Source organism: Leucobacter sp. G161, from assembly GCF_001482305.1.
GTDB lineage: Bacteria > Actinomycetota > Actinomycetes > Actinomycetales > Microbacteriaceae > Leucobacter.
In genome coordinates, this window is the sequence record NZ_LOHP01000078.1 from 61,244 (window position 1) to 73,908 (window position 12,665).

At 69.5% G+C, this 12,665-nt stretch carries 10 protein-coding genes; 4 read left to right on the plus strand and 6 right to left on the minus strand.

Translation table 11 applies throughout. From position 1 onward, the window contains the following. Positions 1-214: 214 nt before the first annotated feature. From AUL38_RS13580 to AUL38_RS13590, 3 genes are read right to left on the minus strand one after another with little or no spacing between them, the layout of a single operon-like run. Positions 215-1,420, minus strand: coding sequence for an acyl-CoA dehydrogenase family protein (locus AUL38_RS13580; protein WP_059062912.1), 1,206 nt, complete (start codon positions 1,418-1,420; stop codon positions 215-217). Positions 1,421-1,464: 44 nt separating this feature from the next. After that, positions 1,465-2,835 carry a beta-ketoacyl synthase gene (locus AUL38_RS13585; protein ID WP_059062913.1) on the minus strand — a complete coding sequence of 457 codons (1,371 nt, stop codon included), beginning with the start codon at positions 2,833-2,835 and terminating at the stop codon, positions 1,465-1,467. Then, positions 2,832-4,385, minus strand: coding sequence for a class I adenylate-forming enzyme family protein (locus tag AUL38_RS13590; RefSeq protein WP_059062914.1), 1,554 nt, complete (start codon positions 4,383-4,385; stop codon positions 2,832-2,834). Before AUL38_RS13590 ends, AUL38_RS13585 begins: the two co-directional genes overlap by 4 nt. A 92-nt stretch (positions 4,386-4,477) precedes the next feature. On the opposite strand from AUL38_RS13590, the gene AUL38_RS13595 reads away from it, so the two are divergent. After that, positions 4,478-4,849 carry a DUF2200 domain-containing protein gene (locus tag AUL38_RS13595; RefSeq protein ID WP_059062915.1) on the plus strand — a complete coding sequence of 124 codons (372 nt, stop codon included), beginning with the start codon at positions 4,478-4,480 and terminating at the stop codon, positions 4,847-4,849. Between the two features lie 69 nt (positions 4,850-4,918). On the opposite strand, the gene AUL38_RS17590 is transcribed toward AUL38_RS13595, so the two are convergent. The 3 genes from AUL38_RS17590 to arfB all read right to left on the minus strand — a co-directional run bounded on the left by AUL38_RS17590 (position 4,919) and on the right by arfB (position 6,275). Further along, a complete protein-coding gene (locus AUL38_RS17590; RefSeq protein ID WP_059062916.1) occupies positions 4,919-5,338 on the minus strand; it encodes a hypothetical protein in 420 nt (139 codons plus the stop codon). A 102-nt stretch (positions 5,339-5,440) separates the two neighbouring features. Then, positions 5,441-5,833, minus strand: a complete 393-nt coding sequence (locus tag AUL38_RS13605; RefSeq protein ID WP_059062917.1) for a hypothetical protein — start codon at positions 5,831-5,833, stop codon at positions 5,441-5,443. Between the two features lie 19 nt (positions 5,834-5,852). Continuing rightward, positions 5,853-6,275 (minus strand): alternative ribosome rescue aminoacyl-tRNA hydrolase ArfB, encoded by a 423-nt coding sequence (gene arfB / locus AUL38_RS13610; RefSeq protein WP_059062918.1) that lies wholly within the window; start codon positions 6,273-6,275, stop codon positions 5,853-5,855. 140 nt (positions 6,276-6,415) lie between these two features. Between arfB and AUL38_RS13615 the strand changes: the two genes are divergently transcribed. From AUL38_RS13615 to AUL38_RS17170, 3 genes are all read left to right on the plus strand, one after another. Beyond that, entirely contained in the window at positions 6,416-6,880 is a 465-nt protein-coding gene (locus AUL38_RS13615) for an SRPBCC family protein (RefSeq protein ID WP_059062919.1), read from the plus strand. 54 nt (positions 6,881-6,934) lie between these two features. After that, entirely contained in the window at positions 6,935-9,442 is a 2,508-nt protein-coding gene (locus AUL38_RS13620) for a glycoside hydrolase family 3 C-terminal domain-containing protein (protein ID WP_059062920.1), read from the plus strand. 205 nt (positions 9,443-9,647) lie between these two features. Then, positions 9,648-12,521 (plus strand): NUDIX domain-containing protein, encoded by a 2,874-nt coding sequence (locus AUL38_RS17170; protein ID WP_153006604.1) that lies wholly within the window; start codon positions 9,648-9,650, stop codon positions 12,519-12,521. Positions 12,522-12,665: the final 144 nt, after the last annotated feature.

The following is a 12,665-nucleotide window of genomic DNA, read 5'->3' on the forward strand; positions in this document are numbered from 1 at the left end:
TCGAGCCGTACCGAGTCGTTACCGCACTTGACCCCCAGTCAAGTGCGCTACCAAGCTGCGCCACAGCCCGTTGTTATTCAGCCTGACCGATCGAAACCGGATCCTGCCGAAGCAACCTCTCCATCCTACCCATACTTTTGGAGCCCGAATGACAGATCAGGGCGGGCGGCGCAGAATCTACAGCAAATGCTGTGCGTGCCGCCCGCTTGGCGTCTCAGTTCTCGTCGAGCAGCGCTGCCGCGTACATCGGGCGTGCCGCGTCGGCGGTCGGCGGGTGGAAGAGGCCCGCGGTCGCGTCGCGGTAGAGGCGACTGAGCTCGCTGCCGTTGTCGAAGCCGGAGCCTCCCGCGCAGATGAGCGCGGTCTCGGCGCTGCGGCGGGCAGCCGTCGAGGCGTTGAGTCTGGCCGAGACAAGCCGCAGCGGCCAGTCGGCCCCGTGGTCGACGATCTCGTCGAAGTCGCGCGAGTAGGCGTCGAGCTGCGCGGGAACGGCCATGTACTCCATGTGGGCGTCGGCGAGGCGCACGCGCGCCTCGGGAACCTCGGCGTGCGAGGTTCCGGCCTTCGCGGAGCGGCGTTTCTGCATGCCGGCGGCAGCAAGGTCGAGCGCCCGGCGCGCGACGCCCGCGTAGACGGAGCCGATGAGCAGCTGGAAGTTCGCGGTGATCGCAAACGTCAGCAGGTCGGGGTGCCGCCCGGCCGGGATCCTGCGGCCAACCTTCTCGGGCCGCATGCGCGCGCCGTCGAGGATCGTCGCCCGGCTCTGCGATGCCCGCATGCCGAGCACGTCCCACTGGTCCGACACGGTGATCCCCGCGCCGCCACCAGCTGCGGCTTCCTCATGCGTGCGCTCGAGGAAGCCGTAGACGAGCGTCTCGGCGTCGCTACCGGCGGTCGTCGTGTCAAGGCCGTGCACGATAAGCCTGGTCCACACGGGCGACAGCGACGTGAAGATCTTCACGCCGGAGAGCAGGTAGCCGCCGTCACCCTGCGGCTCGGCCTTCGTCTTCGAGCCCTGCAGCCCCCAGTCGTTCGCGGGCTCGCTGATACCGAACGCGAAGATCTCGCCGGCGACGGCCTCCTCGAACACGTAGTCAAGGGAGTGGTCGCCGCGCTCATACATCGCGCGGATCACGCCCGTGCACATGAGGTGCATGTTGATCGCCAGCGCGGTGCCGGGGGCGGCGGTCGCGAGGCGCTGCTGCAGCCGCGACACCTGATTGAGAGTCAGGCCCGGCCCGCCAAATTCCTCGGGCACGAACAGCGTGAGGTAGCCCTGCTCGCGCAACTCGGCAAGATCCTCGTGGAAGAAGCTGTTCTCACGGTCGTACACGGCAGCCCGCTCGCGGAACCGCTCCAGCAGCTCCTCCGGCAGGTACTGCTCCGCAAGCTCCTGATGCCGCGTCTCTCGGTCACTCATTCTCTCTCCGATCATCGATTCTCAGTCAAGTAAGTGTGTAGGGGCTACGGCCGCTCGATGAGCACGGCACCGTTGTGCCCGCCGAAGCCAAAGGACGTCGACAGCACGCGGTTGACCACCACGGGCCGCGCCTCCCCCGCCACGAAGTCCCAGCCGTCGAACTCGGGGTCGTCGAGGTTCACTGTCGGCGGCAGCAGCTGCTCGCGCAGCGCCATCACAGAGAGGATCGCTTCCACCACCCCACCCGCGCCGAGCAGATGCCCGGTGCTCGACTTCGTCGCCGAGATCGGCGTTCGCCGCGCGTGCGCCCCGAGTGCAGCCTCGAGGGCGAGTAGCTCGGCCGCGTCGCCGGCGGGGGTGCCGGTGCCGTGCGCATTGATGTGGTCGACGCCCTCCGGCTCGATGCCCGCGTCGGCGAGGCATTCCCGCACCGCCTGCGCGGCCCCGCGCCCCTCGGGGTGCGGGGCGGTCGGATGGTGCGCGTCGCTCGCCGAGCCGAAGCCAGCGAGCGCCGCGAGAATCTCGGCACCGCGGGCGAGCGCGCTCTCCTCGGATTCGATGAGGATCGCCGCCGCCCCCTGCGCCATCACGAACCCAGCGCGTGCGCGATCGAACGGCCGCGACGCCGTTTCGGGGGCGTCTTCGTAGCCTGCGGCGAGCGCCCGCATGTTCGCGTTCGAGGAGAGGTTCACGCCGTTCAGGCAGTCCTCGTAGCCGACAACGAGCACGGCGTCGGCGTAGCCGTGCCGGATGCGCCTGAGCCCATCGCCAAGCCCGACCGCGCCGCTCGCGCAGGTCGCCGAGACGCCCTGCGCTGGCCCGCGGATCCCGTACCGCTGACTGAGCAGCGCCGCGGCCGAGTCTGGGGCGCCGTGGATCGAGAGCGTGAGCGGCACCGCACGCGGTCCCCGTGCGTCGAGTACCCGGGTCGCCGCCTGCATCGCGTCGATGGGCCCGGATCCGGTCGCCGCGATCACGGCGACGCGCGTCGCGTCCCACGGCAGGGCGGGCCCGGCCTCGCCGGCATCAGCGTCTTCAGTATCAGCACCAGTATCAGCACCAGCACCACCAGCAGGCGCACGATCAGCACCCACAACCGCCGGATCAACCCCGGCCTGCGCGAGCGCCTGGTCCGCTGCGGCGATCGCCCAGTGATGCACGGGGCTCAGCCGCCTGGCGAGGCTCCGCTCGATTCCGGGCGCGGGGAGCGCGGCGACGTCGAAGCCGCGCACTTGGCTGCCGATCCTCACCGCGAGCTCGTCGAATTCGGGGCCGTCGAGCCGCGAGATCGCGCTGCGGCCGCTGGCCACCGCGTCCCAGAGCGATGCGACATCGAGGCCGCTCGGCGTGATCGCCCCGAGCCCGGTGATGACGACGCGTCGCCCGGTCGCTCCTCGTGCTGTCGTGTCGTTCACAGTCGCTCCACCCCTCCGTCTTCGCGTTCGCTATCGCCGACGCCTCCGCCGATACCTTCGACGAGTGCAACGGTTTCGGCACGGCGGATCTTCCCGCCGACCGTGCGCGGCAGCCTGTCGATGCGGTACCACTGCCGGGGAACGAACTGCGGGGCGAGGCGCTCCTTGGCGAGCGCACGCAGCGCGTCCTTCGTGGGCACGACGTCTCGCGGGCCCTCGACGACGAGCGCGACGACGCTGCCGAGCCTGCGATGCGGCAGCGCGACCGCGCACACCGCCCCGACGCGGGGCAGGCCCTCGAACGCCCGCTCGACCTCGGTGAGGGCGACCTTGTGCCCGCCGGTCACCGCGATGTCGCCGGCGCGGCCGACGAGCTCAAGCTTGCCGTCGACGATGCGCCCCTGGTCGTGCACGCTCGCCCAGCCGTCCGGCCCACGCAGCACCTCGTCGGTGGTGCCCGCGAGGTAGCCGTCGGAGCAGGCTGCGGCGTCGATCCAGAGCGTGCCGAGCTCCCCGTCGGGCACCGCGGCTCCCTCCGTAGAGCGGATTTCGTACCCGATGCCGTCGTACACCGAGATGCGGGTGCCGTCGCCGCCCCGGCTGTCGCCGATGAAGCCGATCTCCGCGGCCCCGTAGTAGCTGATGAGTCGCACGCCGGGCAGCACCTGAAGCAGGCCCGCGCGGAGCGAGGCGGAGAGGTTCGCTCCCCCGGTGACGACGAGTTCGAGCGAGGCGAAGCGTGCCGGGTCGCGGCGTGCGGCGTCGCTGAGGGCCTGCACGAGCGCGGGCACGGCGACGACGCGGGTGATCCGCTCCTCGTCGACGCGCCTCGCCATCAGTGCGGCATCGAAGGCGTCACTCATGTGCGCCGCTCCCCCGGTCGCGAGGCATTCAATGAGCGCGTACAGCGTGAGACTGTACGACACGGGACCGGGCGCGAGCGTCGCGACGCCCGGCAGCGGTTCAAGGTACGCGCTCGACACGGCAACGTTCGCCCGGTACTGCGCCCGGGCCTTGAGGAACCCCTTCGGGTCGCTCGTCGTGCCCGAGGAGAACAGCAGCAGGAATGCCTCGTCGCCGTCGCGCACGGTGGGCGCGGGCGCTGGATCGAGCCGCGCCTCGTGCTCCCGGAACTCCGCGAGCGAGACAACCGTGCCGCCCCAGCCGCGCGCTTCGAGCGCGGGCGCGAGGTCGTCGGAGTCGCTCACGACGAGTCCGATGCCGGTCGCGAGGATCACGGCGACGCGGTGTGCGAGGGGCCAGCGGGGGTCGAGCGTCGCCGACACCGCCCGGAAGCCCGCGAGCCCCGCGATGATGCGCGAGGTGTGGAACGCGGAGTCGACGCTCACCGCGGTGATCGGGATGCCGCCGGTCTCGGGGGCCGGAGCGGGCGGATCCGCCTGTGCGCCGTGCAGCGCCTGGACTGCCGCGAACACCCGGCGGGAATCCTCGACGAGCTCGGCGTAGGTGAGCCGGCCGTCGGATCCCGCGATCGCGAGCTGCTCGGGATCGCGGCGCGCGACCTCCAGTATCGTCTGCGTGATCGGCACCCGGCAGCTCCTCGCGTTCGGCTTAGTTGGACTCCGTCCAGTCTACGCCCGCACCCTCGCGTTCCCCAGGGAACCCGACGTATCCTGGTCGCATGGCTGGACACCGCATCTACAAGCTCGCGTTCTCGGATCTCTACCCGAACTACACGCACAAAGCCGAGCGCAAGGGCCGCACGAGGGCCGAGGTCGACGAGGTCATCCTGTGGCTCACCGGCTACTCGCAGGCGCAGCTCGACGAGCTCATCACTCCCGGCAATGCCGTAAACCTCGAGGAGTTCTTCCGCGACGCCCCGAAGCTCAACCCGGCGCGCGAGGCGATCACCGGTTCGGTCTGCGGGGTGAAGCTCGCGGAGATTGAGGATCCCCTCATGCTGAACATCCGCTATCTCGACAAGCTCGTCGATGAGCTCGCCAAGGGTAAGGCGATGGAGAAGATCCTCCGCACGCTGCCGACGCCGGCGTAGTGCCCCGTGCTGACGCGTGGCCCACCGAGTCGGCGGGCCACGCGTCAGCACCGGTATTCGGTGACGTGATTACTCGTCGTCGTCGATCTCTTCGTCGTCGTCGAGATCCTCGTCGTCTTCGTCCTCGTCGTCGTCATCTTCTTCACCGTCGAGGCGTGCCTCGAGCTCCGCGATTTCGGAACGAACGGCCAGCACGACCTCCGAGTCGTCCTCCCAGAGCTCACGGAAGTCAGACCCCGGCTCGACCATGTCGTTGAGCAGCTCGATGCCGCGCTCAAGATGATCGTCGAGCCGCTCGAGTTCACCCGGCCAGACTGCGCTGTGTCCGAGCACGGCGAGCAGGTAGCAGGCTGCGCGCACTCGGTCATAGTCATCGTCGTATTGGAAGGCGTCAGCAATGTGCGCATCGATGTCGATGCCCGCGAAGACGTCCCCGAACCAGTCAGCTGCCGCGTCGTTGTGCCACGGCGCACTTCCCCATGCTCCCATTGTGATGTCCCCTTCATTTCGCCCGGCGAATCCAGGACACGTGCTCATCCTACGGTTTAGAACGCTGGGGGTTGGCTGCCGGTGTGACGGCAGGGGTTCCGGTCAGCTCGAGTCGCGGTTACGGCGTGCGGCAATGTGCTTGGCAAGGCCCGGCGCTCCCCAGCAGCGGATCCCGATCTGTGAGCCGTCGGAGAGGACGAGTTCAATCGTCGAGGGGCCGAAGGTGTTGTGCACGCGAATCTCGAAGTCGGCGTCGAGGCTGAGCCCGAAGTCCATCGTCATCGGGTCCTGCGGCCCGAGCACCGCCGGGTTGATCCAGCGGTTCACCTTATTGGCGTGGAACATGAGCCGCTCGGCCCCGAGCTCGATCCGACCGCCGACCCAGACCATGCCGTCCCGCACACGCGAGAAGTCGGCGCCCCCATCGGGCCATATCGTCGCGTTCGCGATCTTGCTGATTGTGGGCATCGGTTCGTTGGACTCGGATGAACTCATGTGACTCCTCGCCGTGGCGTCAGTCGAACGCGGGCCGCTGCCGGTTCTTCTTGACCTGCGAGCGCTGCCCCTTGGCCTCGAGCCTGCGCTTCTGGGACCCGCGGGTCGGCTTCGTGGGGCGGCGCTTCGGCCCGTCGGGCGCGAGCGCCGCGGCGAGGATCTGCCCGAGCTTTTCGAGGGCGGTCTCGCGGTTGCGCAGCTGCGAGCGCTGCTCCGACGCGGACACAGTGAGTGTGCCGTCGATCAGCCGGCCGGAGAGTTTGTCGAGCAGGCGCTCGCGCTGCTCATCGGTGAGCGCCTTCGACGCCGTCACGTCCCACGTGAGTTCAGCGCGACTGTCTGAGGTGTTCACGTGCTGACCGCCTGGCCCGGAGGATCGCGAGAACCGCCATCCGAGCTCGGCGGCCGGGATGGTCAGCTTCCGCGTGACCTGGAGATCCATGTATCAAGGTTCCCACACCTGCCACGCCGCGGCACCGCAGCCCGCCCTCCGCGGTCTCGCATCGCGTATGGCCTAGGATGAAAAATACCCCCGGGGGTTTATTTTTGTCGTCACCCCGGCGCACCGAAGGAGACCGCGCAATGCCGCATCAGACCGAGATCGTCGACCTGGGAGCACGCCGCGTCGCGCGCCGCCGCATCGTCGCCGTCGAGGCCGACACCCTGTACGCGGCGCTCGCGAACCCGCGCCGCCACCACGAGCTCGACGGCTCTGGCACGGTCTCCGCCGTGGTCGACGGCCCCGCGACGCTGTCGCAGGGCGACTCGTTCGCGGTCGGCATGCGCATCGGCCCGGTGAAGTACCGCATGCGCAATCTCGTGACCGAGGCGATCCCGGGCCGCATCATCGAGTGGAGCCTGCCGGCCGGGCACCGCTGGCGCTGGGAGCTCACCCCCGTCGGCGACGGCGCAACGCAGGTCACCGAGGTCTTCGATTACCGCGGCGCGAGGATCCCCTGGCTCATGGCGCTACTCGGTTTCCCGCGCCGCAACGGGGTCGGGATCGAGCGCACCCTCGCAGGCCTCGAGGCTCGCTTCGGCGTGTAGCTTCCCAGCAGAACCCCTTTACCGGGCGACACCCGTCTGCCTACACTGGCGACTGTGGGCGATGTCGCAAAGCACCGGGAGCTCCTCAGCAAGCTGACGCGCGAGGAGAAGGCGTCGCTCATGTCCGGCGGCAGCTACTGGCAGACGAAGCCGATCGCCAGGCTCGGGATCCCGTCGATCCTCCTCGCGGACGGCCCGCACGGCCTCCGCAAGCAGACGGGCGGCGGCGATCATCTCGGCGTGAACCGGAGCCTGCCCGCGACCTGCTTCCCGACGGCGGCGACGCTCGCGAACAGCTGGGATGCCGACCTGCTCGAGCGCGTCGGTTCGGCGCTCGGCGCCGAGGCAGCGGCGGAGGGCGTGCGCGTCTTGCTCGGCCCGGGCCTGAACATCAAGCGGAACCCGCTCGCGGGCCGCAACTTCGAGTACTTCTCGGAGGATCCGCTGCTCGCCGGCACGCTCGCCGCGAGCTTCATCCGCGGCGTCCAGTCGCACGGCGTCGCCGCCTCCGCGAAGCACTTCGCGGTGAACAGCCAGGAGACCAGGCGGATGACGATCGACGAGATCGTCGACGAGCGCGCGCTGCACGAGATCTATCTTGAGGGGTTCCGGATCGCGGTCACCGCGGGGAAACCCTGGACGGTGATGAGCTCGTACAACCGCGTCAACGGCACCTACGCGAACGAGCACCGCGGGCTGCTCCACGAGATCCTGCGCCGGCGCTGGGGGTTCGACGGGCTCGTCGTCACCGACTGGGGCGGCAACAACGACCGCGTCGCGGGCCTCATCGCCGGCAACGCGCTCGAGATGCCGGCGGCTGGCGGCGAGACCGACAGGGAGATCGTGCGCGCCGTCGCGGGCGCAGCGCTCGACGAGGCCGTCCTCGACGAGCGCGTCGCCGAACTCCTCGAGCTCATCGAACGGACGGAACCCGCGCAGCACGCCGGCACGCTCCCCGAGGGATCGATTACGGCCGAGGCCGCACCGGCGAGCGCAGGCTTGCACGACGCGCACCACGAGCTCGCGGTCGCGGCAGCCGGGCGGTCGATCGTGCTGCTCGAAAACCGGCTCCGCACGCTGCCACTCGCGCCCGGCGGCCCGGCGCGGGTCGCGGTCGTCGGGGACTTCGCCGGCACGCCCCGATACCAGGGCGCCGGCAGCTCGCTCGTGAACCCGACGAGGATCGTGAGGCCGCTCGATGCGCTCCGCGACTCGGGGCTGCACATCTCGGGCTACGAGCCGGGATTCTCGCGCCGCGGATCCCAGTCGCGCGGGCGGGCGAGGCGCGCGCTCAGGCTCGCGAGCGAGGCCGACGTGATCCTGCTCTTCCTCGGCCTCGACGAGGCCGCCGAGGCCGAGGGCATCGACCGGGAGCACATGCGCCTCGCGGACAACCAGCTCGCGCTCGCGGACGAGCTGTTCGCGCTCGGGATCCCAGTCGTCGTCGTGCTCGCGGGCGGAGCGCCCGTCGAGCTCCCCTTCGCGGATCAGGCTGCGGCGATCGTGCACGGGTATCTCCCGGGCCAGGGCGGCGGCCAGGCGATCGCCGACGTGCTCACCGGGCGCGTCAACCCCGGAGGCAAGCTCGCCGAGAGCTACCCGGTGCGCTACGCGGACGTGCCGTCGGCCGCGAGCTATGCGCAGGCCGAGGCGACAGCCGAACATCGCGAGAGCATCTATGTCGGTTATCGGTACTTCGACAAGGTCGGGCTACCCGTCCGCTATCCGTTCGGGCACGGGCTCAGCTACACGAGCTTCGAATACTCAGACCTGGTGGCGACCCCCGAGCACGCGCGACTCACGATCACGAACACGGGCGACGTCGCCGGCAGCGAGGTCGTGCAGCTCTATGTTGAGGCGCCAGGCCTTGCCGAGCACGCGTTTCGCGCGGTCCGGGAACTGCGCGGGTTCTGCCGCGTCGACCTCGCACCCGGCGAGAGCCGCGAGGTGCGGATCCCGCTCGCCGAGCACGCCTTCGACGTGTTCCACGGGACCGATCGCGACTGGCGCAGGGTTGCCGGGAGCTACACGATCCAGGCCGCGGCGTCATCGCGCGACATCCGCGCCGCGGCGACCGTCGAGATCGTTGCCGGAGACCGCCCCGCCCGCGACGCTGCGGCGAGCGCCCCGACAACACTGTCCCCGCACTACGTGAGTGGCCGCGTCGAACTCGCGAGCAGCGATGACTTCGCTGGGCTCATCGGCAGGCCACTGCCCTCCCCCGATTGGCCGGTCGGCGGGCGGTTGACGCGTGAGCATTCAATCGCGCAGACGCGCGGCCGCGGCGGCTTCGCCGGCCTGTTGTACTTCGCGATCGACCGGAGCCGCGCCGTGCTGCTCGCACTCGGGCGGCCGCTGCAGGCGAACACGACGCGCTACGCGCTTGAGATCCCGTTCCGCTCGGTTGCGCGGATGAGCAACGGGCTCATGACCGAGCCCATGCTTGACGGCCTACTGCTCATGGTGAACGGCGAGTTCTTCCGTGGCGTGCGCAAGTTGTGGTCAGCCTGGCGGGCGGAACGCGCCGCCCGGCGCGCACACCGAAACCCCACTGACGGTTGAAATTTCCCGGCGGCGTTTTAGCCGAGCGGGGTCTCGACCCTTTGGTGGCGATGTTACATTCCGCACTCATAAATACCCATCACGTGTAAGCAAGTCACGAAACTGTCTCTGCCTTCACCCGGGCCATTCTGCACTGATTAGGCTCGGGCCAGCGTTACCTGTTGATCACTGGCGATCGACACGGGAGAAACGGAGACTCTGAGCAATGAGCATCAAAGAGCAACACACCACCCGCCCCCGCCGCATTCCCGCGCAGCCCATCCTGTCTGCTGCACTCGGGCTCGCACTCGTTGGCGTTTCAGCGTTCGCGCTCACCGCGAGCTCAACAGTGAACAGCGGGGCGGTCCAGCTGCAGGACGGCGCAGAACTCGCCGCGGCCGGCGCCGACGAACTGGAGTCCGGGCTCACCGAACTCGCCGCTGGAACGGACGAGCTGCGCGGCAGCTCGGCACTCCTCAGCGACGGTGGCACCCAGCTTCGCAAGGGAGCAGACGAGCTCTCGCTTGGCACCGTGCGCGCCGTCGACGGCACGACCCAGCTCCACGACGGCAGCGTCGACCTCGAGGTCGGCGCGGGCGAAGCCATCGCGGGCGCGCACACCCTCGCGGAGGGCACCGGCACCGCGGTTGCGGGCGCCGGGCAACTCGACGACGGCGCGCAGCGCCTGCTTGCCGGCACCACGGAAATGAATGACCGCGTACAGACCAAGAAATCCGACGTGAAAGAGCTCAACGATGGCAGCAAACTCCTTTCAGCGGGAATCACGGAGTATGCGCCCGGCACGAAGCAACTCTCTGAGGGGGTGCTCGAGCTCGCCGCCGGAGTCGGAGAAATCACCGTAGGCGTCGGGGACCTCCAGGCCGGCTTCGTCGACATCATGGCGGGCGGTGACGAGCTTCGGGAGGGCGCCGACGAATTTAAATCTGCGCCACCCCTGCTGAAACTTTTCGCCACAAACGGTATCGGCGCACTCACCGGCGCGGCAGAGACCGTCGGAACCATCACGGCCTTCGGGAATACCTCCGCAGCCGCGAGTGCTGCCGCAACCGCCGCATTGACTCCCGCGGCACAGAGCGCAGCTGCCCTCAGCGAGATGCTCACGGCGCTGAACCCAGCGGAACCGATCGGCGCCGACCAGCTTGCACAGCTGCAACAGCTCGCGGCGGCGAGCATCGATGCCACCGCAAACGCCGTCGCAGCGCAGGCCTCGACCGAGAGTGAGATCGCTCAGCTCAACGCAACCCTGCAGCAGAGTGGCGCTGCGGGCCTGACCGGAAGAGTGAACACGGCGCTGACCGCCCTCACCTCCATTGACCAAGTGTTCTATCCCATCCTTGACGACGGCGTCATCAGGCTGGACGAGGGCGTCGACGAACTCCAGGCTGGCTTCGCTGAGTTTAACGACGGTCTCTCTCGGCTCGCCGAAGGTATCGAGCCGCTTCCGGAGGGTGCTGCAGAACTCAGCGCGGGTGCGCGGAAGCTCATCGCGGGCACCCCGGCGCTACTAGCTGGCGGACCGGCGGTAGCCGCGGGCATGAATGATCTCTACATCGAGTTCCTCGACCTCGCTGACGGCACACAGGAGGCGTACGACGGGTCGATCCTGCTGAAGAATGGCACTGGCGAGCTCCGCGCGGGCGCAGGCCAGCTCAACGACGGCGCATGGCAGCTCGCGGCCGGCACCGTCGCCATCGGGGACGGAGCGGTCCAGCTTCACGAGGGGCTCGACACGCTCGCCGAGGGCTCGGAGGAGATCCGGGACGGGGCGCGCGACCTCTACCAGGGCGCGAGGACACTCGACGCAGGCTTGCTCGAGCTGCGCGCCGGTTCGGGCGACCTGGACGACGGCGCCCAACTAGCCTCGGACGGGTCGATCGAGCTTGCCGCCGGCGCCCAACAGCTCGCCGAGGGCACCGTGGAGCTCGTCGACGGAGTCGCCCCACTTGCGCCCGGCCGCGTGCTGACCAGTCCGTGGATCCTGCTCGGCATCGCCCTGTTCGTCGCCCTCGCGGTGGCCGCGGTCATGTTCTCCGGCCGTTCGCGCCGCGGCCCCGACGAGCCGCCTGAGGACCTGCCGGGCACGGACACCGATGCGTTCTTCGCCAGGCTGAACGCGCCCGCCCCCTCCGCCCCGGCATCCGCTGCAATAACCCTGGCCGCGCGGCCCGGTAGTCTGGGAGGCATGAGCGACCTTCGAGACCCCGGCGACGCGTGGGTCACGGCCGCCGACGGAAACCGCTACTGGGGCAAGTTCGGAGCGGCCGGTCTGCTCGCATACGACCGTGCCCTCGACGCGATCCTCATGCAGCATCGCGTGAGCTGGAGCGACCACGGCAACACCTGGGGGATCCCCGGCGGCGCTCTGAACCAGGGCGAGGCGGCCATCGCTGGCGCGATCCGCGAATCGCAGGAGGAGGCCGGGGTCCCCGACGACGCCGTGATTCCCCGCTACACGCACGTACTCGAGCGTGGCGGCTGGGCGTACACGACCGTCGTCGCTGAGGTCGCACACCCGTTCACGCCCGAGATCACCGACCCCGAGAGCCACGCACTCGAGTGGGTGCCGGTCGACGAGGTCGAGCAGAAGGAGCTCCACCCGGCATTCGCCGCGACGTGGCAGCTGCTTCGCCCGATCGTCCGCCGCACGCCGGTGATCATCGTCGACGCGGCAAACGTGGTCGGCACCGTTCCCGACGGGTGGTGGAAGGACCGCAAGGGCTCCACCGAGAAGCTCCGCGACCGGATCGAGGCGCACGCCGCCTCACCCGCGGGCGTCAGGCCCGCGTTCTTCGACATGCCGGCCGACCTGCACGGCGGCCTCGTTTTCCCGCAGTGGGTGTTCATTACCGAGAGCACCGCGCGCGGCATCACCACGACGGACAACGTACGCGTCATCGACGCAACCACCTCGGGTGACGACGCGATCGTCGACGAGGCGCAGGCGTTGACCGACCGCGGCGGCCTCGGCGTCGTCGTCACCAGCGACGCCGAGTTGCGGGTGCGGTGCGCGGCGGCAGGCGTCGAGACCGCTCGCGGATCGAAGCAGCTCCTCGACCTCCTCGACCGCTCGGAGCGGTAACCGCAACCACCCGTCGCGTGGTGTCAGGTGCCACACGTAGCGGGGCGCAGGGCGCACGCCTCCGAACACACAAGTGAGGGCCGATCGCGAATTTGGGGGGCGACCGACCCTCACCGGGCCGCGCGTAGCGCGTCCCTAGGGGTA

Excerpts from the sequence above, each read along its gene's own strand:
- AUL38_RS13580 (WP_059062912.1), bottom strand. The coding sequence starts at position 1,420 with ATGAGTGACCGAGAGACGCGGCATCAGGAGCTTGCGGAGCAGTACCTG.
- AUL38_RS13595 (WP_059062915.1), top strand. The coding sequence starts at position 4,478 with ATGGCTGGACACCGCATCTACAAGCTCGCGTTCTCGGATCTCTACCCG.
- AUL38_RS17590 (WP_059062916.1), bottom strand. The coding sequence starts at position 5,338 with ATGGGAGCATGGGGAAGTGCGCCGTGGCACAACGACGCGGCAGCTGAC.
- AUL38_RS13605 (WP_059062917.1), bottom strand. The coding sequence starts at position 5,833 with ATGAGTTCATCCGAGTCCAACGAACCGATGCCCACAATCAGCAAGATC.
- arfB (WP_059062918.1), bottom strand. The coding sequence starts at position 6,275 with ATGGATCTCCAGGTCACGCGGAAGCTGACCATCCCGGCCGCCGAGCTC.
- AUL38_RS13615 (WP_059062919.1), top strand. The coding sequence starts at position 6,416 with ATGCCGCATCAGACCGAGATCGTCGACCTGGGAGCACGCCGCGTCGCG.
- AUL38_RS17170 (WP_153006604.1), top strand. The coding sequence starts at position 9,648 with ATGAGCATCAAAGAGCAACACACCACCCGCCCCCGCCGCATTCCCGCG.